Source organism: Paenibacillus sp. J31R109 (genome assembly GCF_059692055.1).
In genome coordinates, this window is sequence record NZ_JCAUAR010000009.1 from 1 (window position 1) to 24,053 (window position 24,053).

Below are 24,053 nucleotides of genomic sequence, written 5' to 3' on the forward strand. Positions count from 1 at the left end.
ATTCTCTCATGCGAGAAAACCAGTTATCCGGTCTTAGCTATCGTTTCCGATAGTTATCCCAGTCTTAAAGGCAGGTTGCCTACGTGTTACTCACCCGTCCGCCGCTAGCTTGTCCCGAAGGACAAACCCGCTCGACTTGCATGTATTAGGCACGCCGCCAGCGTTCGTCCTGAGCCAGGATCAAACTCTCCATAATAGAAAGATGACTTGCTCATTTGAAGCTAGCGAGATTTTGCAATCTCATTTATAGTCGATTACTCGACTGTGCTTACTCACTCGTTGTTCAGTTTTCAAAGATCAATCGGCTTGTCCTATCTGCCTTCTTTCAAAAGCAGGAAGTTCAATATACCATAGTTACTTTTGTTTTGCAACTTGTTTTTTTCAAGTTACTTTTGTTATTCCGCATGTCTCAGCGGCAACTTTTATATGATAACACAGATGCTGTAGCCGAGTCAACCCAATTTTAGATGTATTATATTTACATCTACAGTAACATCATTTTTACACCAATCAACAGAAGAACGCCAGGTACTCCCAATACTGTAGCAGTACCTAAGGTAACTGTATTAATAGGCAGGTCTATATGAGTGTACGTACTCAGTAGACTCAGTACATATAGTAGGAAAGCGGCAACTACTACATTCAGACCTAGCGAAGCTGCTAACCTACTAGCACCACGGCTGCGAAATACGATTAACACCAATAGAAGAGAGGAGAGTATCAACACCCCCCAAATTGTATATTTGAGTATCACGTTCTACACCTCCATTAAACGATCACTATCAATTAGGCTTACCCCAAGCTTCTTAGCTTGTTTGATAAGCATTTCAAATCGCTTCTCTGCCGCTTCCATTGCATAAATCGTATAATCAATCTGATCCTTGTCCACAGCGAAGTCAAAGTGAGCTTGTGCCGCCACCCAAGTCTGGTGCGCTGAACGTATCTCTTGAATCAACATAATCTTGTCCAATTTTAATTCTTCCTTAACAGTCTTCGCTCGCGGACTCTTAAATCCACGCATGCCTAATAGAGCCGGTTTCATAGGCAAACCTCCATTCCTCCCACAACTGGGTTGATCTATACATATGGGAATTAGGGGATTTTCAGAACTATTACCATGCTTTTTTGGCAGAAAAAAAGAGAGCTTCTCAGCTCTCCTTACAATTTATGCTTTTATAATTCCCTACGGCCTTCCATCGCTTTGGATAAGGTTACCTCATCCGCATATTCCAAATCGCCGCCAACTGGCAGACCATGAGCAATACGAGTAACACGTAAGCCGAAGGGTTTGATCAATCTAGATAAGTACATCGCAGTCGCTTCACCCTCAATGTTCGGGTTGGTCGCTAGAATCAATTCCTGCACCGTTTCGTCACCCAATCTCTTGAGCAGCTCCGCGATATGAATTTGATCGGGGCCAATGCCCTCCATAGGAGATATAGCGCCATGCAGCACATGGTAGTAGCCTTCAAACTCTTTGGTTCGCTCAAGCGCAACCAAATCCTTGGGCTCCTGCACGACACAGATGACAGAACTATCACGACTTTTATCCTGACAAATTCGGCAAGGATCCACATCGGTAATATTGCAACAGACGGAGCAATAATGCAGGTTCCGCTTTACATTAACAAGCGATTTGGCAAAATCGATCACGTCTTCTTCTTTCATACGAAGAACGTGAAAGGCTAAGCGTCCCGCTGTCTTAGGACCTACTCCCGGCAAGCGAGAGAAGGCATCGATTAACTTCGCTATCGGTTCGGGGTAATACAAAGGAAGTACTCCTTCATGGTACAGAGTCGTTGATTCTACGTTGTCTTAGAACAAGCCAGGGATATTCATACCGCCCGTGAATTTGCCCATATCTTTGTTCGCAATTTCTTCTGCTTTGGACATTGCATCGTTAACTGCAGTCAACACAAGATCTTGCAGCATTTCAACATCATCTGGATCTACTGCTTCTGGTTTAATTGTGATGCTTTGAACTTTCTTGTGTCCATTGATGATACACGTTACCACACCGCCGCCAGCTGTTCCTTCAATCATTTTTGTTCCTAGTTCTTCTTGCGCCTTCATCATTTGCTCTTGCATTTTCTTCACTTGCTTCATCATTTGGTTCATGTTATTCATTATAGATCGCTCCCTTATGGTTAGTCTTCTTTGATTGTTACTAGGTCTTCACCAAACAATTGGATGGCTTCAGATATCCATTCTTCTTTGATCACGTTCCCGCGACCATCCTCTGCCACTAATTCCATCTCTTCAGGAGGGGCTTGCGTCGATTCACTCTTCGCATCATCCCATTCCTTACGCATTATGGTTAACAAACGCATCGGTTTCCCAAACACAGAAGAAAGAACTTGTTCAATAATCACTTTATTCTCTGGCTTCTCGGTCGTATTGCGATGCATCTCATTCTTAAATGCAACGAGTACAACATCATCTAGCATCGCTACCAGATCACCATTAACAAACCAAGCATGAACGGTAATTTTCTTCTCTTTGACATCACCTAATACTTGACTCCACTTTAGAAGCGCGGTCTTCGTCTCGGGACCCTCAGAGGCTTTCAAATAAGGACCCAGCTTAAGCCCCGATTTCTTAGATGGTGCAGAGGCAACCGCCACTCTCGCCGCAGGCGCTTGTTTCGCGCTCTCGCCAGAAGCAACTGTCACTCCCGATTTTACCAGTTGTGCTAGTTGATCTTCAAGTTGTTTCATTCTTTGGCTCATCTGAGCAATAAGATCACCTTGTGGGGCGCGCCCGCCTGCCTCCTCCAAAGAACGAATAACCGGACTGCCTTCTGTTCCACGATGGCCGCCGCTTATTTTCATAATGGCGATTTCTAGCAAGGTTTGCGGCTGTACGGAGTATTTCATCTCACTCTGATAATGATTGAGCGTTTCAATCATACTCATCATTTCGGCTGGAGAGAAGTGACTCGCAATTCCCTTCAGCTCTGCCATATCAAACACGCGTTCCGAAATCACAGGTGAATTCGGTACCATACGCACCATTAGCAAATCGCGGAAATAGTGAATTAAATTTTCGATACACTTATCTGCGCTTTTCCCCTCTTGCATGAAGGTATCAATTAACTCTAGGGCTGCCCCCAGATTCTGTTCCTTAATAAACGTAACGAGTCTCTTAAATTGATCCGAAGCGATACCGCCAGTAATCGACAAAATATCAGTGAGCTGTATCTCCCCTGTCGCAAAAGACGCTGCTTGATCAAGTAGACTTAACGCATCTCGCATCCCGCCATCTGATAGTCTTGCTATATAGTGAAGAGCTTCTTTATCAATGGAAATCTGCTCTTGATCACAAACATACTGTAGACGCCCTACCTCATCCTCCATGGAAACACGACGAAAATCGAAGCGTTGACAGCGCGAAATAATGGTTGCAGGAATTTTGTGAGGCTCCGTTGTCGCCAAAATAAACATCACGTGCGCAGGCGGCTCTTCCAGCGTCTTCAATAAGGCATTGAATGCTTCTGTCGTCAGCATGTGCACTTCATCGATAATGTACACTTTTTGCCTTACTTCCGTCGGCGCATATTTGACCTTATCTCGGATATCTCGAATTTCCTCCACACCGCGATTGGAAGCCGCATCGATCTCTACAACATCCATAACAGCGCCTTCTGTGATGCGCTCACAGGCAGAGCATTGATTACAAGGCTCTTCGGAGGGGCCATTTAAGCAATTGATAGCTTTGGCTAATATTTTGGCTGTACTTGTTTTACCCGTACCTCGGGGTCCGTTAAACAAATAAGCATGGGTTAGACGATTTTCCCGCAAAGAATTCTGCAGCGTTTGTGTGATATGCCTCTGTCCAACAACTTCACGAAACGTCTGCGACCTCCACGTACGATACAAAGCAATGTGTGCCATAGTGTTCCTCTCCAATAATCCCTGGGTGGATTGACTATACCCATTATACTATAACGCTTCAAGGGATGAAATAGAGGATCAGGTATAGGGAATCGTTATGGTGAAGGTTGTCCCGAAACCTTTGGAAGCAACACGAATGGTCCCGCCCATATCATGGATGATACGTTGGCACACGGAGAGCCCGAGCCCAGTCCCCGTATCCTTCGTCGTAAAGAAGGGATCGAATATTTTATCAACCACGAACATCGGTATCCCTGAGCCTGTGTCATGAATATCCACACACACATTGCGCTCAATCGTATCTACACGCTCCGAAATCGTCAATACCCCACCATCCGGCATGGCTTCGATCCCATTTTTGCATACATTCAGAAAAACTTGCTTCAAGAGTTCATTATCTGCAATCACTTCAGGGAGATGAGGCGAAGCCTCGTGATGGAGTTGAACGTTATAGAGGATCGCTTCATTATGTATAACCGGCACAATCTCATGCAGAACCTCCGTCACATGAATACGCTCATAAGCGACATGCTTGGGCTTACTTAACATAAGAAATTCATTCACTAACGCGTTAATCCGATCAATTTCCCCCAACATCACATCAGTAAAGCTCTGTTCCTTATCCATGCCACGGTCACCAAAGGTGCGTCGCAGCATCTGTAAGAATCCTTTGATAGATGTTAAAGGGTTGCGTATTTCATGTGCTGTACCTGCAGCAATCTGTCCGATCATGGCCAGTCGATCACTTCGCCAGACCATTTGTTCCAGTGAGCGCATGTTGGTGACATCTTTGAAAATAACATAAGCACCCACTATGTTCCCGTGACCGTCTTTCAACACATTCGAATCGAGGAGTAACTCAAAGCGCTCTTGATTATTGGTCCACGAAACAGCATGATTGCGCACAATCGCACCATTCAAAATCGTTTTTTGCACGAGTTGATGCTGGCTAGGTACCGAAGTAAAAATCTCATCCAACGACTTATTGCGTACAAGCTCTTTCTCCATGGCCAGCATTTGGCAAGCTCGATCACTTATGTCGGCAAGGCGATAATCCATATCTATTAATAAGACGCCTAAGTTGATATCTTTTAAAAAAGCATCCGAAAAACGCTGCAATAAGTTTAATTGCTGGCCTTCTTCTTTATTTTTAAATGACAATAAATAAATAGTTCTGTCCCCTTGTGTTAGTTTGAGCATAGAAAATTGAAAGTAAATCATTCCCCCATGCTTCCCCTTCAAGAAACCATGAGGCCACTCGCCCACATCCATCTCATTGTTAAAATGAAATTCGTATAACTCACGCAAGGATGATCTCACTTTGAAAAATTGAGAAAATGCCACACCCGTAATTTCGTCCACTGAATAACCTGAAAATTTTAAGAGCTGATCCGTAGCAAGTAAGAGCTTCTCCTCTTCATCAACCATGAGCATGCCAGTTTGTATACTATGATTGAACAATTTTCGCAGTTCGTCCATCGATACCGAATACACTTGAGGCGAATGAATGGGCATGTCAACAGCTCCTTCACTTTCTCTTCTTTCATCGAACTACTTTCGAGCGGGATCCGTTGGGCTATTGTGTAAAGATTCTCTGTAAAGTCATATTCTTCCTGCAAAAAGCAAAAGAAAAAACGCCCTAATTGCTGGCGTTTTGGTTATGTGTTCTTACATATACGGTATGTTTACACCGTGCACCTGTTATTGATAAAGGGATACAAGCGAACTCTTATCGTTAGCTCAAATCAGGCAACCCCTCGGCACATGAAACATCTCACTTACGGCTGCTTCCTTCCAGACCTGACCGGGTTCATGAGCATCCATTGCGAAGGACCCGACTCTCAACACCACGTGTAAAAGCCAGACCTCACATCACAGTACCGCTAACAGGAATTCAACCTCGCTACAGCGGATTGCGAGTTACAGGGCACCGCTACCTCCCCGTCTAGCACAGTAAAAATAGTATAGCTGATTCAATGCCAAATAGCAACCTAAGGGGAAAAAGTAACATATATAGGATCTTTGGCGTTAGCTAATATCTCTCTGCTTACTGCACCATTCGCACGAATATTTTGTACCGCGGCATATTCGTTTCTAAAGCCATCTGCGCTTGCGAACGTAGCTCCTCTACTTGCGCCGCCGTCAAGGAGGCTTGAGGTTTGATTTTCACATTGACCGAAGTGCCATTGATCCCAATGTTGGTCTTCTCTATGCCTGGCAGCTGAGCAAGCACTGCCTTCATCAAATTCGAGTCATCCTCATAATGATGGTATGTCGGGTTCATCGGATTATTGGGGTTCACATCTGTGATTCCCAACATGCCGTCTTGCTTGTAGTTCTGAACCTTATACGTATCATTCGGTTTCTTATTGTTTCCCGTCCACATGCCACAACCCACTAAACTCGCAACAAGTACAGCAGTCCCTGTAAGCTTAATTAGACCCTTAAACATAAAAACACCTCCCAATGGACTCTAAGCCTAAGCTTAGGATGACCATGGGAGGATGTCTTATGCTGATTGGCAATCAAGCAAATGATGCCAATTAGATTCCGTATTTCTTTTTGAACTTGTCGACACGGCCGCCTACATCGATAAACTTTTGTTTACCAGTGTAGAAAGGATGACAATTGGAGCAAATCTCAACACGAAGATTTGGCTTGATTGAACCCGTTTCGAACACATTACCACAAGCGCAAGTCACTGTGGTTGCATGATAAGTAGGATGAATTCCTGCTTTCATTTGGTTCACCTCTTTCCGCCCTGAATCATTTGCTGAAACAGAGTTAATGGACGTACTACTGCATTGTAGCATACTCGCAAGTCTAGATGCAATCCAAAATCACTCGGTTAATACTTCCACTCACTTAGCTTAAAGCACCGTTGTGAGCGTGCGATCGCTGGTGTAGAATTTCGGCGTATGCGAATACGAACCAATAACCACATCAGGTAATTCTTGCTCGAAAATCTCGATCATTTGCTTCATACCTAACAGTTCTCCCTGAGCCTTAGGGATAATGCCTAAGTAGCTCTCGGGGTCGATATTTAGATTGCGCATCTGAATCAATTTCAATCCCGTTCTGCGGACAAATTCAATCATCGCTTCCACTTCTTCTTCCCGATCCGTGACACCAGGGAACACAAGATAGTTAATCGATGTGATGACTCCTTTGTCCGTTGCATAGCGAAGTGATTTTTCTACATTTTTGAGCGTATACGCTCTCGGCTTGTAATAAGCGTTATAGTGATCATCCAAAGCGCTGATCGTGCTTACCCGCATGAGATCCAGACCTGCATCAACAATGCCGCGGATATGGTCCGTAAGACCAGCATTCGTATTAATATTGATGTAACCCATCTTCGTTTGCTCACGCACGCGCTTAATGGCATCAATAATAATAACAGCCTGTGTGCTCGGTTCCCCTTCACAGCCTTGACCGAAGGAAATGATGCTGTCCGGTGTCCGCAGATGCTCTAACATGATCTCCGTAATCTCTTCGACCTTGGGCTTGAAGTTCATCCGTGTTTGCGGAGCTACAAAACCACTCTCATCTGGCTGCTCAGAGATACAACCGAAGCACCCAGCATTACAGGAGTAAGAGACAGGAACTGCCCCTTCCCAGCGCTGCAGGAACGTGTTCGATGCCGTTAAGCACTCGTAACCTAGCGCACAATTCGACAGATGCGCATACAGGCGATTCTCCGGATATTTGGCTGTTAGCCGTTTCACTTCAACTTCAAGTTCATCCGGATCACAGTGGATCGGATTCCAGAAGTAAGGATTATCCGTAAGACGCGCGGCAACGTAGAAGCCGTCTTCCTTCCAGACTACGGCCGTGTAACCGAACAAAGGTAATGCCTTTGTTTTATCGGACTTCACATACCCTGGGAGGAGTAATCGCGTGAAGCCTTGCGGAAGCAAGGCACCAACAGCGTGATAATCACCCTCTACTAGCTTCATATCACCGGTTGCAGCATCAATACCAACCGGGCGTGTGAAGGGCAGACTAACGAGAGTTGAGCCCTCTGGTAAAGGGATCAGTTCTTCATCTAATATTTCAGTAATCATTTCTGCATTTCGCCCTAAAGCCAAATAATCAGGATGATCAAATACATTTCCTTGTGAATCTGAATAAACCAAGTTCATAACGGTACTCCTCTTTGTACGTTAAAGTAAACGACTACACCGTCTTCTTGGGTGGATGCCGTTTATCTTAAGCTTAAGATGCTGAGTTTTTGACTTTGCCTTTGTTTGGCCCTGATGACGTTCCCGCAGACGGGGATGCCAATGAGTCCAAAAACTCTTGATTCGTCTTCGTATCCGCAAGCTTCTTAATAAAGGCTTCGGTGTACTCATGTGAATCATTCATGCCTTTGCGAAGTGCCCATACTTTCTCGAGCTCATCCTTGCTGAGTAATGCTTCTTCACGACGCGTCCCTGAACGACGAATATCGATTGCAGGGAAGATACGGCGTTCTGCCATTTTACGATCAAGATGAAGTTCCAAATTACCCGTACCTTTAAATTCTTCATAAATGACGTCATCCATACGCGAACCTGTTTCAACAAGTGCTGTAGCAAGGATAGTTAAGCTGCCGCCCTCTTCAATGTTACGAGCAGCTCCGAAAAAACGCTTAGGGCGATGGAAAGCAGCGGGGTCGACACCACCGGACAACGTCCGGCCTGAAGGCGGAACGACGAGGTTATAAGCTCTAGCTAACCGTGTGATACTATCGAGCAGAATGACAACGTCTTTCTTATGTTCAACAAGACGCATAGCGCGTTCTAGTACAAGTTCAGCAACTTTAATGTGATTTTCCGGAAGCTCATCAAAAGTAGAAGCTATGACTTCTCCTTTGACAGAGCGTTGCATATCGGTAACTTCCTCAGGACGCTCATCAATCAGTAGAACGAATAACTCAATCTCCGGGTAATTCGTAGAGATACTGTTGGCGATTTCTTTGAGCAGCAATGTTTTACCCGCTTTCGGAGGTGCAACAACAAGCCCACGCTGACCAAGACCTACAGGAGCAAGCAAATCCATAATTCGCATGGAAATCTTGTTCGGCTCCGTCTCCAGTGTAATCCTAGTATCCGGATACAGCGGCGTTAATGCTGGGAAATGCAAGCGCTCCGCAGCCGTCTCTGGTTTCTCACCATTGACCGCTTCAACTTGAAGCAGTCCGAAATAACGTTCATTCTCCTTCGGTGGACGACACTTCCCAGAAACGATGTCCCCCGATCGCAAATCAAACTTCCGAATTTGAGAAGCTGAAATATAAATATCCTCTGAGCTAGGAAGATAGTTGATGGGACGCAAGAATCCAAAGCCTTCTTGCAAAATTTCCAGGACACCTTGCATGAACAGGAATCCACTCTCTGCTGCTTGTGCACGTAAAATGGCAAAAATAAGTTCTCTCTTTTTCAGCGTACCATAATAGGGAATCTGATATTTCTTAGCTAGTTTATATAATTCAGTAAGCTTGAGTACTTCAAGCTCAGCAAGCTGCATGCTCATGTTTCAACCACCAAACTATTAAATTTTCAATTGGATTCTAGCATTGCCTGTTGTCTGGCACTTTATTCCTCGTTCTCGCGCCAAACTTCCGCACCTAGGGAAGATAGATTAAACACTAAATTCTCATAACCGCGATCGATGTACTCCACACCGGACACTTCGGTAACTCCGCCTGTCATGACACTGAGGCCGGCAATAACCAAAGCTGCTCCTGCGCGTAAATCTGTCGCTCTTACTTTCGCTGAACTCAGCTGCGACCCTTCAATGATGGCCGATCGTCCTTCAACTCTTATCTTAGCTCCCATGCGTACAAGCTCTGGAATGTGCTTAAATCGATTGCTATAAACATGATCTGTTAATACGCTAACTCCTTTGGCTTGGCAAAGCAGGCTAGACATTGGAGATTGTAGGTCTGTTGCAAACCCAGGGTAAATTAATGCCTTCACGTCTACGCTTTCATAGATCGGCTGACCAACAATACGAATGGATTCATCCATTTCATAAACGTGGACACCCATTTCTTGCAGCTTTGCTGTCAATGCTTCCAAATGCTTCGGAATCACGTTATCTACCGTTACGTCGCCGCGTGTCGCCGCTGCAGCTATCATGTACGTTCCAGCTTGGATACGGTCAGGGATAATGGAGTGACGGCAGCCATGGAGTTCAGAGACCCCATCAATACGAATCGTATCTGTACCAGCTCCCTTGATTTTCGCACCCATCGAATTTAAAAGTGTTGCCACATCTATAATTTCAGGCTCTTTCGCCGCATTTTCAATTGTAGTCAAACCCTTAGCACGTGAAGCAGCTAACATAATATTAATCGTAGCACCTACACTCGCCATATCTAAATAAATCTTAGCTCCGCGCAATTCCTTCGCACGAATATGAAGCGCACCGTTTTCATTGCTTACCACAGCACCAAGTGCTTCGAAACCTTTGATATGAAGATCAATCGGACGCGGTTCAAAGTTACACCCGCCTGGAAGTCCTATCGTCGCCTCACCAAATCTCCCCAAAAGTGCACCCATTAAATAATACGAAGCGCGCAGCTTCTTCACTTTGCCATTCGGCATGGCAAGAGGCTTCATCTGGCTCGGATCAATGGTCATACGATCCTCGTTCCAATCGATCGTCGCGCCTAAATCCGTCAAAATTTCTGTATATATAGCCACATCGCTTAAATGTGGAAGATTATCCAACGTTACTGGTGTTTCTGCAAGCACTGCAGCAGGAATAAGTGCAATCGCACTATTCTTTGCTCCACTAATTTGAACCGTTCCCCGTAGTGGGCGTCCACCGACGACCATTAATTTCTCCAACATACTTCTCCCCCTAAACCAGGTGCCTTCTCACTAACCACAAACCCATGAACGACAATCAACAAATCCTACGTATTTCCACAATTATTCGACGAATATCCACAAAAAAGGAATTAAATAAATAAGTGCGAGGTAAAACAAACGACTTCGCTCCTCCATAGGGATAAGCACGTTTGTCACAGTTATTTCGAAGCAAAAGAAGGTCGCTTTTACTTGATATCAACAAATAGAAGAAGGAAACGCCCGCAATAACACAGACAGATGGCAACGATTGTCGACCATCCATCTGTGTATTGCTGCATTTCCTATCCTGTCTATACAATTTGGAATTAAGCTTGGTTGCTGCTTCCGAACAATTGAATTTTGGATTTTACTACTTCGATCATAGCGTTACGAGCTGGGGTTAGATATTTACGAGGATCATAAATTTTAGCATCTTTGTTCAGAGCTGCGCGGATGCTTTCTGTGCATGCCACTTGGTTCTCTGTGTTCACGTTGATTTTGCCAACGCCTGCTGCAATAGATTTACGGATCATTTCGTCTGGAACGCCAGATCCACCGTGCAATACAACTGGAACTGGGATCGCTTTGGAAACTGCTTCAATGATATCAAAGTGAATGTTTGGCTCGCCAGCGTACATACCGTGTGCAGTACCTACTGCGATTGCCAAGCAATCAACGCCTGTTTCTTCGTAGAAGCGGATAGCTTCTTCTGGTTTTGCAAGGTTAGCGTGCTCTTCATCAACAGAGATGTCATCCTCAACGCCACCAATTGTTCCAAGCTCACCCTCAACGGATACGCCCATAGCACGAGCTGCTTTAACAACTTCTTTCGTCAAACGAATGTTTTCTTCGAAAGAATAGTGGGAACCATCGAACATAACAGAGCTGAATCCTGCACGGATACATTTCATTGCTACTTCAAACGAACTACCGTGATCTAAATGCAATGCGATCGGAAGACCGGATTTCTTAGCTGCTGCTTCTGCAAGAGCTACAGTAAACTCGATACCCATATATTTCAGTGCGCCTTCGCTAACACCATAAATGAACGGGGAGTTCAGTTCAATTGCTGCGTCCACAATTGCTTGAGCAAACTCAAGATTGTTCATGTTAAATTGACCAACCGCATATTTCCCTGCTTTTGCCTTAGGTAAAAATTCATTCATTGAAACCAATGCCATGTTTCTCTTCCTCCTAGAACCTCTTTAGTAGATGCGCATACCGCTCTCTGTTCATACCTGAGTTATTATAGCACATAACTTTTCAAATGATAACCAAGCCTTCATTTTTCCATAAACAAAAAAAGACCCTATAACTAGGATCCTACAGCAAAACCACTGCTCGACTCATTATTCAATTGCATATTAACGGCTAGACGCAGCTCATCAATATCAAATGGCTTCGTAAAATGCATAATCGCGCCTAAATCTGTCGCTTCTTTGATCATGTCCAGCTCACCATAGGCCGTCATCATGATGACTTTAATCGACACATCGATCTCTTTGACATGCTTCAAGATATCAAGTCCATCCATACCAGGGATCTTCATGTCGAGAAGTATGAGATCAGGCGAAACATTTCTTACAATTTCCAAGGCCAACTTGCCATTGGAGGCTTGATAGGTATCGTACCCTTCGTTACTAAACACTTCCATGAGGAGTACACGAATTCCATTTTGATCATCTACTACCAATACTTTTTTCTTCATCAGCCAAGTCCCCTCCCGAAAACGAATAACAAGTTCCAATCCTATGTGTCAAGGTATTCGCTATTCGTTTTCGTTTTCCTTCCGAGGAGAGCATTTATTTTGAAAACTTTTACAAAAAAGTTGATAAACAGGAGGGAGTGCTCTGGTTCAGCAACGTGAAATTTTAACGAGCAATCAATTGCGCAGCCTTCACAAATTCACGGAAAAGCGGTTGTGGACGGTTCGGACGTGATGTGAATTCCGGATGGAATTGCACAGCCAAGAACCATGGGTGACCTGGAAGTTCAACCATTTCGACCAGACGACCATCTGGTGATGTCCCTGAAATACGCAAGCCAGCGGATTCAATCAATTCGCGGTACTCGTTATTAAATTCATACCGGTGACGATGTCTTTCGTAGACAAGCTCATCGTTGTATGTCGTCGCAGCAAGTGATCCTGGCGTCAATTTACAAGGGTATAGACCCAAACGCATAGTTCCGCCTAGATTCTCGATATCCTTTTGCTCTGGCAATAGGTCGATTACTGGATATGCGGTTGTTGGATTGATCTCGGAACTATTCGCGCCATCCAAGCCACAAACGGAACGAGCGTACTCAATAACAGCAACTTGCATCCCCAAGCAAATACCGAAGAAAGGAATTTCTTTCTCACGTGCGTAACGAATCGCCGCGACTTTACCTTCGATTCCGCGATCCCCAAAACCGCCTGGCACAAGAATACCTTGAACGCCAGAAAGAAGGGAATGTACGTTATGGTCGTAGATATCTTCTGCGTTGACCCAACGAATATCAATTTCGGAATCGTTATCGATACCTGCATGTCCTAACGCTTCAACAATACTTAGATACGCATCATGAAGAGCAACATACTTCCCTACGATGGCGATCTCGGTTTTCTTCGTTAAGGATTTGACTTTGCGAACAAGGCTTTCCCACTCTGTCATATCCGGTTGATTCGTTGAAAGCTTCAAGTGATTCACTACGTAATCATCTAGACCTTGCTCACGAAGCATCATCGGAACTTCATACAGGGTTTCTGCATCTTTACATTCAATGACAGCTGCTGGATCAATGTCACAGAACAAGGCAAGTTTGCGCTTCATATCTTCTGTCAAGGAATGCTCTGTACGGCATACAATCACATGCGGTTGAATACCTAAGCCGCGTAGTTCTTTAACGCTATGTTGAGTTGGCTTGGTTTTCACTTCACCAGCTGCTTTGATATAAGGAATCAACGTAACGTGAATGTACATCACATTCTCGCGGCCGATATCATTTTTCATTTGACGAATCGCTTCAAGGAACGGCAAGCTCTCGATATCCCCTACAGTACCACCGATTTCAGTGATAACCACATCGGACCCGGCTTCACGGCCTGCGCGAATCACACGCTCTTTGATTTCATTGGTAATATGCGGGATGACTTGAACCGTTCCGCCCAAATACTCACCACGACGCTCTTTAGTAATAACTGAAGAATACACTTTACCTGAAGTCACGTTCGAGCTTTTGGACAAGTTAATGTCGATAAAACGCTCATAATGACCTAAATCCAAGTCCGTTTCTGCACCATCATCCGTTACGAAAACTTCGCCGTGCTGGTAAGGACTCATTGTTCCTGGGTCCACGTTAATATAAGGATCGAACTTCTGAATCGTAACTTTCAAACCTCTGTTCTTAAGCAATCTTCCTAAGGAAGCTGCGGTAATTCCTTTGCCAAGGGATGAAACTACGCCTCCCGTAACGAAAATGTATTTTGTCACTATGTACGCCTCCTTAAAGTTATAAGCTTCCGCTTTAGATTTTGCCAGACTACTGGCATCGTTATAAACATGAAAATAAGTGTGAAAAGGTGCTAGAAAACTGGCCTCTTAAGCATAAGCTCTTGGGTGTCGCCAGAACAAAGGTGTAATAGCATTAGCTTCTGCTAAATAAGTGTTTTCATGAACAAATTACAAAAAAAAAGCGCAAAAAAACAAAAAAAAGTGACACCCGTAGTGACGGGGCACTTTTTGAACGCATGCGCGAATTGTTAAGATTCTTTTAAAGCCCATGCAATAGTTTACTCTGAACGTGTAGTGACTGTCAAGACAAGTTATTTGTCGTCTTCGTCATCATCCAAATCGTCTTCATCATCTTCGGAATCTTCATCCAAGTCATCTTCTTCGTCGTCAGCATCGTCACTCTCTTCGATACCCGCTTCACCAAGATCCTCTTCAATTTCTTCGTCTTCGAAGAATTCAGTATCCTCTTCCGCTTCTTCTTCCTCTTCGGTTTCGGTACCAAATGCATCGTACTCGTCTTCTTCTGCGTATGTATCTTCTTCTTCCGCATACACGTCTTCATCCAGATCATCATCTTCGTCATTGATAATTCTAGGACGCTTCGCATTGCCAACCGCATCGTCGGACTTCTCAACTGGGTACCAACGCTTCAAGCCCCATAGGTTCGTACCTACACAAGCAAAACGACCATCGATGTTGATCTCCGTATATAGTTGGGCAATTACATTCATGACATTATCTTCAGAAAGCCCTTTTATTTTAGCAATTTCAGCCATAAGTTCACGATAGTAAAACGGCGTATTCGCCGACTTCAGCAATTCGAACGCCAAATCCACCATGGGCATTTCGCGTGCTTGCTCTGTGGTGATTTTGAGTGTGTATTCGTTGCTCATCTAAGGCACATCCTTTTCGATCATTTCTTGACTACGTTATCTACCATAACCAATATCTTCATTAAGTAAAACCTATTTTTTCTAAAATTGCAACTACCCTAAAATAAACGCCTGAAAACAACCCATAAAAAGGAATACAGGCGAAGGTCCCCCCCCGCCCGCGACTGTACCCATAGGAACCGCCAGTTATTGAGCAGCTGTCGTTTCCACTACCTGAGAAAGAGACACTCCTGCCCGCGCCTCTCTATGTATCCTATGTTGAACCTACGCATCTGACACGGCTTTGCACCCATTTATTTCTATAAGGTGCGGTTAAAAAGTCCGATTTTAAGTACCGAGAAGATTGGAAGAAGCTAGAAAATGAGGAGAGGAGCGTAGTGGAAGCTACGTGAGCACCGGAAGTTCCGGCTGAATTCAATATTCGATGTCGAATACGCATCTTGGACTACTTCGTGATCAAAATTGGACTTTTTGACTACCTCTATAAAGGCGATGACACGGTCAAGTGCGATGACCTGTACATAAGATAGGGGAGATACGAACATACGCTGTAACGGGGGGATGGCACGATGGATACAGCCACCTTTCTTCATCTGCTTCATGAAGATGTAGGTCTTACTAAACAACCAGCAAGAAAGTACCTTATCCATTTCACCTCAAAGACGGATTACTTTGCCTGCAAGTCAGAACTCCTTCGCAAGACGTCTGAACTCCCCAAACTATCCCAAGTTCAACCTTTGGACATTATTCAAGCCTTCTCTTGCATGCTGTGTCCAAATACCAAACTCAGAAGCTTTTCCAGCACGACACGTATCGAAGCGGATGCGAAAGTATTAATAAATAAAATTAAGGGTAAAAAGACGGTACCCAAACGAGCTAGTATTTTATCCAGCTCACGTACGCGCACGATTCCATGGGGGGTTGATCAAATCGGCGCTCCAGAAATCTGGAGTAAATCTGTGGGGCAAAATATTCACGTCGGCGTCATCGATACCGGCATTGACTTCAAGCATCCTGATTTGCGAAACTCCATTTCGCAAGGCATCAATTTATTAAATCGCAGATTGATGCCCCATGATGATAACGGTCATGGTACACATATCGCGGGTACTATCGCGGCAACAGGCCGCAGTTCAGGTATTATAGGAGTAGCACCGCGAGCTATCATTCATCCTGTTAAAGCTTTTGACCAAAATGGAAGCGCCTATGTATCCGATATCATCGCGGGTATTGATTGGTGCGTCCAAAACGACCTCGATATTATTAATATGAGCTTCGGCATGAAGACATACAACCCATCTTTGGAACAAGCGGTACTCAATGCTTATTACAGAGGGAAGGTTATCGTAGCTTCTTCCGGCAATGACGGCAGAAAGAAAACGGTCGATTACCCCGCTCGCTTTTCCCAAGTCGTCTCCGTTGGCGCGACAACACGAACGGGCCGGATTGCTCCCTTCAGCAATCAAGGCGCACAAATCGACATCTATGCACCTGGCGAGCGTGTGTATTCAGCTTGGCTCGGCGGCAAATACAATGAGCTCAGCGGCACTTCTATGGCAACAGCGCATGTAAGCGGCGTTATCGCTTTAATGCTGTCGCTGCGATCCATGTCGCCACAGCAAATCAAGAATGCGCTGCGCCGCTGCGCATTCCCGCTGAACAAGCGTGCCAACGCCAAGTGGCAGCCTGGGCAATTGAACGCCCCGCGAGCGATCCGCGCAGCGGGGCAAGAGTAATGGCGCTGAAGGAACCCCAGCGCCTAAAAGAATAAGCTCCCTCTGACCTATGGTCAAGGGAGCTTATTCTCGTTGAGCGGGGATTACATCCGCTCAGGGGCAGATACGCCAACCACGCGAAGCGTGTTGGCTAGGGTCGTGCGCAGTGCGCCGAGCAACGCGAGGCGCGCTTGGGTTAAGGCTGCGTCATCTGTGATGACGTAGTGGCCTCTATAGTAGCTATGGAACTGGCTTGCCAGTTCGTAGACATAGCGGATCATGCGGTGCGGCGTGTACTGCTCAGCCGCAATGGCGATCTCTTCCGGAAGCTCGCCGATCTTGCGAAGCAAGTCGAACTCGGCTTCCGAAGTGAGCTGGGACAGGTCAACCTGCTCCAGCGGCAGCACTGCGATATTCTGCTCTTCTGCCTGACGGAAGATGCTGCAAATCCGTGCATGGGCGTATTGCACATAGAACACAGGGTTCTCATTGGACTGGGAAACCGCCAAGTCCATGTCGAAGTCGAGATGCGAATCCATGCTCCGCATCGCGAAGAAATAACGAATCGGATCTACGCCGACTTCGTCCATCAAGTCCTCCATCGTAACGGCTTTGCCGGTACGCTTGGACATTTTTACCTTTTCGCCATTCTGGAAAAGGCTCACCATTTGGGCGATCAGCACGACAAGTCGATCTGCTTCAAAGCCTAGGGCTGTCATGGCCGCTTTCATCCGTGGGATGTAACCGTGGTGGTCAGCGCCCCAAATATTAATTAAGCGGTCAAATCCGCGTCCAAATTTGTTACGGTGATAAGCAATATCAGGCGTTAGGTAGGTGAAGGATCCGTCGTTTTTGATCAAAACACGGTTCTTGTCATCCCCCAGCGGTGTCGTGTTCAACCAAGTTGCGCCCTCTTCTTCATAGATATGCCCATTATCGCGAAGCTCCTGAAGCACAGGTGGGATTAAGTTATTGTCATAAATCGACGTTTCGGAGAACCAGTTGTCGAAATGAACACCAAAGCGACCTAAGTCGCGTTTGATTTTGTCGAGTTCTTTTTCAAGTCCGTAAGTACGGAAGTAGGTACGACGCTCTTCGTCCGGCAAGCTAAGCAAACGATCTCCCTCAGCAGCTGCAAGATCCGTTGCGAAGCCCTTAATATCTTCACCAAAATAGCCATCCTCTGGCATTTCCGCATCCTGACCAAGCGCTTGCAAATAGCGTGCCTCGATCGATTTGGCCAAGTTGATTACCTGATTACCCGCATCATTAATGTAGTACTCACGAGAAACATCATAGCCCGCAAGATCCAATACGTTACAAAGCACATCACCAACTGCTGCGCCACGCGCATGACCCAAATGGAGGGAACCTGTCGGATTCGCGCTAACGAACTCTACTTGCACTTTAAGACCTTGACCCACGTTTGATTCACCATAACGGTCACCCAGCTTAGCTACATCGGCGATCACTGGATAGAGGTAGACTTGATTCATTTTAAAATTGATAAAACCCGGGCCTGCAATTTCCGCTTGCGAGATACTCGCTGCATCCTTGTTCAGGTTGGCGATGATTTGCTCAGCAATTTGTCTAGGATTCTGCTTCGCTATGCGCGTCAGCTGCATCGCCACATTCGTCGCGAAGTCACCATGCGTTTTCTCTTTCGGCACTTCGAGAATAATTTCTGGCAGCTGCGCCTCTTCGACGATTCCTGCGGCAATAACTGCTTCTTTGATCGCTTGCTTCACGTTTGCTTTCACTTCGTTAAGAACATCCATTTCGTCTTACTCCTCCTGAATTAACAACTTGATTCGATAGGCCCCCGCATGCGTGCCTGATGCATATAGATCATAGCTCCATCTCGTAATTCCAATCCCATGGATGGCTTCCGAGGATAGCTGATGTGTCTCCATTTCCAATTCCATTCGGAGCTGTGGTGTGTGATAATAGCCCGTCCGCTTCTCTCCGGGAACGAAGGTCTGCTCCGCTTGTACATCGCCTTGACGAAGAATACGGATCTGATTGTCTTCGAGCTTAATGATCGTCACGGTCCGCCCAAGCTCATTCTGCTCTTCTTCGTAGCGGATATAGGTATGATCGCCTTTGCGGTACAGATCACCCCGCGCTTTCTGCACGGTGGTTTCGCTCCCGCTTCGACTCTCAATTCGAATCCGCACCCGCTGCTTATCCGTCATGATTCGATAATCCCCTCTTCTTCTGCTATCTCCGGACATTGGATATCCGAACGTAGACATGTTAGGTAATAGTTTATATGAAAGGATAAGTAAATTCAATGGATAGGGGCTCAGGAGGATGGCTTGAGCTTGTTTCTTGGCGGCAAAGGGGGATGAAAAAGCCCCCACATCCGTTAGGTAACGGAGGTAGAGGCTTCTGTCACATCTAAATTGCTGGAGCTGGTCGCCCGAAAGCGACCCATTCCTCTTTCGACGGGCCATAGGCACCGATCACCGGCAAGCCTGCTTGACGCATCAGGATCGTCAACTGGCCGCGATGGTGAATTTCATGTTTTAAGTAACTATATAAGGTATAGCTGATCGTCCATGATTGTCCAAACATCGGAACAACATCCTGCAGTTTCTCATCCGTCAGTTGCGTCCTAACCGCGCTTAGGATATTCTCTGTTGTTGATCTGAAGGCATCTGCAATTACAGCAGCTTGCGCAGGGGGCTCGCTTACAAGGGGTGCTGACTCGAAGGCTAACCCAGTTCCGTACAACATGCCGCGTTCCGCATGCACGAGATGCCAAGCAATATAACCTAGTGGACGGTAGCCATCCGCTTGTGTTTGTTTGAGGGATTCATCCGTTAATGTATCTAACAGCTGCTGAGTTTTGGCGGACTCCATCTGATATTCGCTGATAAAGCTTTCAATTGTTGTAAACATATATACAACCTCCTAGGAATGGTGGTACAGGTTCGCTTGAGTTTGATACTCGTGATGGTGATCGTGCTAGTGCGATTCATATCCTGTCCTTGTGTTTACAGTATAGCTAGGAGCTGCTGACAGCTGTATGGCAGTGATTGAAATTTGTTTCAATGAAAGAAGAGGCTGATCCTAAAAGTCTAAATTGACTTCTTGGACAGCCCCTCTTCTATTCAAATCCTATTTATCCGCGATTCCGCAGCTTATTTAATCAAATCTTCAACAAATCTAGGCAATACGAACGCTGCTTTGTGCAAGCGTGGTGTGTAGTATTTCGTTGGGAATTCTGGGATTGCTGATTCTTCCACTTGCAGTGGATCGTGCTTTTTGCTGCCCATTGTGAATGTCCACAGACCACTTGGATATGTAGGGATATTCGCACTGTACACACGAACGATAGGGAAGATTTCTTTCACGTCGCGATTAACCGTTTGGATCAGATCCGCTTTGAACCATGGGTTATCGGTTTGAGCAACGAAGATCCCGTCTTCTTTTAGCGCATCGAAGATCCCTTGGTAGAAGCCTTTGGAGAATAGCTCCACAGCTGGACCTACAGGTTCCGTGGAATCAACCATGATAACATCGTACGTATTTTTGTGATCGTGAATGTGCATGTAGCCATCGTTAACGATAACTTCAACGCGTGGGTTGTCCAATTCGCCGGCGATCGTTGGCAGATACTTCTTGGAGTACTCGATAACTTTGCCATCGATATCAACAAGAACTGCTTTTTTCACTTTCGGGTGCTTCATGATCTCACGAATAACGCCGCCATCTCCGCCACCTACAACAAGTACGTACTCTGGGTTCGGGTGAGTAACAAGCGCTGGGTGAGCAACCATTTCATGATAGACGAACTCGTCTTTAACCGTTGTCATAACCATACCATCTAGTGTAAGCATTGTGCCCCACTCTTCGGTTTCGATCATGGATAGATCTTGAAAATCTGTTTGCTCTCTTACGTATGTTTCTGTAACCTTTGCCGTGATCCCGAAGCTATCCGTTTGTTTCTCCGTGTACCATAATTCCATGAATAACCCTTCTTTCGTTTCTATATTTGGATGAATAATTCCTGATATTCGTCATCTCTAACAGTGTTCCACCAGCCCAAAAACTCATACGATTTCGGACGTTAATTTCCAGTCCTTTGACATGCACAAATTGTATTATAGTTCATTACCCCCAAAATGCAATAATTTCCTTCCCTTTTTGCCCATTAAACAAAAAATATTTACAATTCGTTGAATACGGACTGCCATGCTTTTCCATACTGGATAGTAGCGCCTTTGGGCACAGAGAAAGGAGGCATAGCCTATGTCAGAGAATGAGAAACCTCGCCAACAACCATCCGAAACACAACCCGCTAGACAAAAAGATGATATTCCTGCTTCTATGCGGTGGATGCGGCGAATCAAGAAGACATTCTCCTTCTTTTTCACCTGCAGCCTGCTGTTACTCATTGGGGCGGCCGTTTTCCTAGTATATTTGCGCTCTCAAACATTGCCTGTCACCAAAACGATGCAAACCTCCCAAATGTATGATGTCCATGGCGAAGTCATTGACACCTTTTATTCTGGCCAAAATCGGCAGGTCGTTTCCTTAAATGAGATCTCGCCTTACTTAATACATGCCACGCTTGCTGTGGAGGATCAACAATTCTACAAGCATTTTGGTGTCGACGTCAAAGCGGTAGCACGCGCAGCCATTGTGAATGTCCAAGCCATGGCCAAGGTGCAAGGTGCTGGCACAATCACTCAACAGTTAGCTCGGAATTTATACTTAACGCACGATCGTACGTGGACGCGTAAAATCAAAGAAACGGTCTATGCCGTTCAAATGGAAATGCAACTGAGCAAAGACGATATTCTGGCTGACTATTTGAATCAAATCTATTACGGGCACTCCACGTATGGAATTGAGACTGCCTCTGAGCTATTCTTCGGCAAGCATGCCAGTGAGCTAACTTTAGCTGAAAGCGCGATGATTGCTGGGGTCCCGAAAGGACCTCGCTACTATTCCCCTTACTATGATCTGCAAAATGCCATGGACCGGCAAAAGATCGTCCTCCAGACGATGGTAAACAGCGGCTTCATTACGCAAAGCGCAGCTGACGCCGCAGCCAAAGAGAAGCTGACGATTCAACCACTTACCAAAAAGAAGCCTTCTGCAGCGCCCTATTTTAGGGATTATGTACGCAACCTCGCGACGGAGAAGCTTGGCATTACGGAAGAACAATTCGATGAGGGCGGCATCCGTATCTATACCACACTGGATAAGAATGCCCAGCAAATTGCTGAGAATGTCATAACGAAGCAGCTCGATGGCAAACCCGATCTTCAAGCGGCTCTAGTCGCGGTTGACCCACGGACAGGCGAGATCAAAGCTATGGTCGGCGGACGCGACTATACCGAGAATCAATTCAACCGTGCGTTATCGAACACGCGACAGCCGGGATCATCTTTTAAACCTTTTGTCTATATGGTTGCCCTTATGAATGGCTTTACACCCGTCTCCATGGTCAAAAGTGAACCGACGGTGTTTACCTATGATGAAGGGAGACAGCAATACACGCCACGAAACTTTAATGACCAGTATACCAATGGGAATATCGATATGCGTCAGGCGATTTCAAAATCGGACAACATCTATGCTGTGCACACGATTCTCCAGGTAGGGCCGCAGAAAGTTATCGACTTCGCACGCAAACTAGGCATTGCTTCGCCAATGAAGCCGCTGCCTTCCCTTGCGCTTGGTTCCTTCCCCGTGAGTCCATTGGAAATGGCGTCTGCCTTTTCTTCCATTGCAAATCAAGGTTTACACCATGAACCTACGGCTATTCTACGTATTGAGGATGCGAACGGGCGTATCTTGTATGAAGCGACACCTGCGGAGGAGCAAGTCATTCCCCCTGCTGTTGCGTATGTGATGACCAACTTAATGGAGAGTGTGTTCGAAGAGGGCGGTACGGGCAATCGTGTTGCTAGTACAATCAAACGGCCGATTGCAGGCAAAACGGGCACGACCGATACGGATGCTTGGCTCGTCGGCTTCACGCCCGAGCTGTCTACTGCGGTATGGGTGGGCTATGATAAGAGCCGAGATATTTCAACCGTGGAATCACACCTCGCCTCGCCGATCTTTGCGGATTTTACCGAACAGACCTTGGATGCTATTCCGCCGAAGCTGTTCCCCATTCCTGAGGGTGTATCGACGGTTTACATTGATCCTGTGAGCGGCAAATTGTCCAATGAAGACTGCCCGAACGCCAAGGTGGAAGCTTTCCTCGCTGGTACGGAGCCTACGACTTATTGTACAGGCAAGCCTGCAAAGCCAGATGCGGCGGGTGGTCAAAAAGATGGTTCCAAAGGCGCTAACGGCTCTTGGTGGAACGATCTCAAACGTTGGTGGAATGATTAATTTACACCTAAATAAAAACACAAAAAGGCAGTACTAAGCGCGTCTTAGTCCTGCCTTTTTGCTGTCCTAGTATATGAGGGTAACATACACTAGGGTCTAGTATACCCGCTTCGACATTGTGTAACAATGGATGACACATAATGTTCATATTCTCCAGATTGGCTATAGAAAGCTTAGGAGAGCGCGTCCTTGAGGCTCTGATCTGAGCGGTTCCACCAGTCTTCGTTATGCTCAATTAGTCTATTGCGAAGCGCTGCGCGCTCGTTGTCAGACAATCCTTCTAGGATAAATTTGCGTTTCATAGCGCCATCCATTTTGTTCACGTGCTCCGCAAGAATCTTCCATCCGCGGCGAGCTTCCGTATCGATTAACATCTCGCAAGCAGACATTCCCGCGTAGTAGGCACCTTCTTCTGTGCGATCAACTGCTACCCACACGATCCACGCTTTACGGCCATTCGGAACATCCTCTTTGTTCGTGGAGAATTTAATCCCTTTCTCAATCTTACTCTTGGCATGCAGGGTTCCTTCATCCAGATAAGCCTCGTCCCCATCAATAATGATACCGGAGACGTTGCTTAGATCAATGGCTCCTGCACCGAAGCCTTTGTGATTCACTTTTGAACTTACTATATTTAAGGCCAGCTTCTTCTTATCCGCTTCCATAAGGGCACCTTCCACTCTACATAAAGTTAAAATAACGACTTGCTTTCATTGTAGCGAAAGTCATCTCTTAGAACAAGGGGCGGAGTATGACATGGCCCTTTCTAACATTTCTTTCACCTCGCAGAAATATTCCCTAGGTTGTCTACATATACATGCTGTAGATGCTTGTTTAGGCGGGGTGAATCTCATGG

General features: G+C 45.8%; 22 protein-coding genes, 1 rRNA gene and 1 other RNA gene. 2 read left to right on the plus strand and 22 right to left on the minus strand.

All coding sequences use genetic code 11. The features are described from left to right. The 17 genes from AC58QT_RS21385 to rpoE form a co-directional block, all read right to left on the minus strand. Positions 1-196: ribosomal RNA gene (locus tag AC58QT_RS21385) — 16S ribosomal RNA — on the minus strand; the annotation flags it as partial. 288 nt (positions 197-484) lie between these two features. After that, a complete protein-coding gene (locus tag AC58QT_RS21390) occupies positions 485-754 on the minus strand; it encodes a pro-sigmaK processing inhibitor BofA family protein (protein ID WP_497287115.1) in 270 nt (89 codons plus the stop codon). A 3-nt stretch (positions 755-757) separates the two neighbouring features. Beyond that, on the minus strand, positions 758-1,042 hold the full coding sequence (locus AC58QT_RS21395) for a DUF2508 family protein (RefSeq protein ID WP_497287116.1): 285 nt from the start codon (positions 1,040-1,042) through the stop codon (positions 758-760). A 131-nt stretch (positions 1,043-1,173) separates the two neighbouring features. Beyond that, positions 1,174-1,770, minus strand: a complete 597-nt coding sequence (recR, locus tag AC58QT_RS21400; protein ID WP_497410821.1) for a recombination mediator RecR — start codon at positions 1,768-1,770, stop codon at positions 1,174-1,176. 45 nt (positions 1,771-1,815) lie between these two features. After that, entirely contained in the window at positions 1,816-2,127 is a 312-nt protein-coding gene (locus AC58QT_RS21405) for a YbaB/EbfC family nucleoid-associated protein (protein WP_028555044.1), read from the minus strand. Positions 2,128-2,147: 20 nt separating this feature from the next. After that, entirely contained in the window at positions 2,148-3,893 is a 1,746-nt protein-coding gene (dnaX, locus tag AC58QT_RS21410) for a DNA polymerase III subunit gamma/tau (RefSeq protein WP_497410822.1), read from the minus strand. Between the two features lie 78 nt (positions 3,894-3,971). Then, complete coding sequence (locus AC58QT_RS21415; protein ID WP_497410823.1) at positions 3,972-5,408, minus strand: ATP-binding protein; 1,437 nt, start codon at positions 5,406-5,408, stop codon at positions 3,972-3,974. A 175-nt stretch (positions 5,409-5,583) separates the two neighbouring features. Next, positions 5,584-5,847, minus strand: an RNA gene (gene ffs, locus AC58QT_RS21420) — signal recognition particle sRNA large type. A 93-nt stretch (positions 5,848-5,940) separates the two neighbouring features. Then, on the minus strand, positions 5,941-6,345 hold the full coding sequence (locus AC58QT_RS21425) for a hypothetical protein (protein WP_310501896.1): 405 nt from the start codon (positions 6,343-6,345) through the stop codon (positions 5,941-5,943). Positions 6,346-6,436: 91 nt separating this feature from the next. Then, positions 6,437-6,634, minus strand: coding sequence for a 50S ribosomal protein L31 (gene rpmE, locus AC58QT_RS21430; RefSeq protein WP_056621960.1), 198 nt, complete (start codon positions 6,632-6,634; stop codon positions 6,437-6,439). Between the two features lie 129 nt (positions 6,635-6,763). Continuing rightward, positions 6,764-8,038, minus strand: a complete 1,275-nt coding sequence (locus AC58QT_RS21435; RefSeq protein ID WP_310501895.1) for a radical SAM family protein — start codon at positions 8,036-8,038, stop codon at positions 6,764-6,766. A 73-nt stretch (positions 8,039-8,111) separates the two neighbouring features. Next, positions 8,112-9,410, minus strand: a complete 1,299-nt coding sequence (gene rho / locus AC58QT_RS21440; RefSeq protein ID WP_497410824.1) for a transcription termination factor Rho — start codon at positions 9,408-9,410, stop codon at positions 8,112-8,114. Between the two features lie 62 nt (positions 9,411-9,472). Further along, positions 9,473-10,732: a UDP-N-acetylglucosamine 1-carboxyvinyltransferase gene (gene murA, locus AC58QT_RS21445; RefSeq protein ID WP_310501909.1), complete on the minus strand. Its 1,260-nt coding sequence runs from the start codon at positions 10,730-10,732 to the stop codon at positions 9,473-9,475. Positions 10,733-11,061: 329 nt separating this feature from the next. Further along, positions 11,062-11,916 (minus strand): class II fructose-1,6-bisphosphate aldolase, encoded by an 855-nt coding sequence (fba, locus tag AC58QT_RS21450; protein ID WP_310501893.1) that lies wholly within the window; start codon positions 11,914-11,916, stop codon positions 11,062-11,064. A 134-nt stretch (positions 11,917-12,050) separates the two neighbouring features. Further along, the gene (locus AC58QT_RS21455; protein WP_056621969.1) at positions 12,051-12,443 is read right to left on the minus strand and encodes a response regulator; all 393 of its coding nucleotides are present in this window, start codon (positions 12,441-12,443) and stop codon (positions 12,051-12,053) included. Between the two features lie 163 nt (positions 12,444-12,606). After that, on the minus strand, positions 12,607-14,208 hold the full coding sequence (gene pyrG, locus AC58QT_RS21460; RefSeq protein WP_497410825.1) for a CTP synthase: 1,602 nt from the start codon (positions 14,206-14,208) through the stop codon (positions 12,607-12,609). A gap of 332 nt (positions 14,209-14,540) precedes the next feature. Further along, positions 14,541-15,122 (minus strand): DNA-directed RNA polymerase subunit delta, encoded by a 582-nt coding sequence (rpoE, locus tag AC58QT_RS21465; RefSeq protein WP_310501891.1) that lies wholly within the window; start codon positions 15,120-15,122, stop codon positions 14,541-14,543. A gap of 569 nt (positions 15,123-15,691) precedes the next feature. On the opposite strand from rpoE, the gene AC58QT_RS21470 reads away from it, so the two are divergent. After that, positions 15,692-16,858, plus strand: a complete 1,167-nt coding sequence (locus AC58QT_RS21470) for a S8 family peptidase (protein WP_497410826.1) — start codon at positions 15,692-15,694, stop codon at positions 16,856-16,858. A gap of 83 nt (positions 16,859-16,941) precedes the next feature. Here AC58QT_RS21470 and argS read toward each other — a convergent pair whose 3' ends face one another. From argS to speE, 4 genes are all read right to left on the minus strand, one after another. Further along, positions 16,942-18,615, minus strand: a complete 1,674-nt coding sequence (argS, locus tag AC58QT_RS21475) for an arginine--tRNA ligase (protein WP_497410827.1) — start codon at positions 18,613-18,615, stop codon at positions 16,942-16,944. Between the two features lie 6 nt (positions 18,616-18,621). Further along, positions 18,622-19,032 (minus strand): YwiB family protein, encoded by a 411-nt coding sequence (locus tag AC58QT_RS21480; protein WP_310501888.1) that lies wholly within the window; start codon positions 19,030-19,032, stop codon positions 18,622-18,624. Positions 19,033-19,237: 205 nt separating this feature from the next. Then, complete coding sequence (locus AC58QT_RS21485; protein WP_497410828.1) at positions 19,238-19,741, minus strand: DinB family protein; 504 nt, start codon at positions 19,739-19,741, stop codon at positions 19,238-19,240. Between the two features lie 242 nt (positions 19,742-19,983). Further along, on the minus strand, positions 19,984-20,811 hold the full coding sequence (gene speE, locus AC58QT_RS21490) for a polyamine aminopropyltransferase (RefSeq protein ID WP_497268188.1): 828 nt from the start codon (positions 20,809-20,811) through the stop codon (positions 19,984-19,986). A 283-nt stretch (positions 20,812-21,094) separates the two neighbouring features. On the opposite strand from speE, the gene AC58QT_RS21495 reads away from it, so the two are divergent. Next, on the plus strand, positions 21,095-23,197 hold the full coding sequence (locus tag AC58QT_RS21495; RefSeq protein ID WP_497410829.1) for a transglycosylase domain-containing protein: 2,103 nt from the start codon (positions 21,095-21,097) through the stop codon (positions 23,195-23,197). A gap of 173 nt (positions 23,198-23,370) precedes the next feature. Here the strand turns inward: AC58QT_RS21495 and AC58QT_RS21500 are convergent, their stop codons facing one another. Beyond that, a complete protein-coding gene (locus tag AC58QT_RS21500) occupies positions 23,371-23,862 on the minus strand; it encodes a YwhD family protein (protein ID WP_310501886.1) in 492 nt (163 codons plus the stop codon). Positions 23,863-24,053 lie beyond the last annotated feature (191 nt).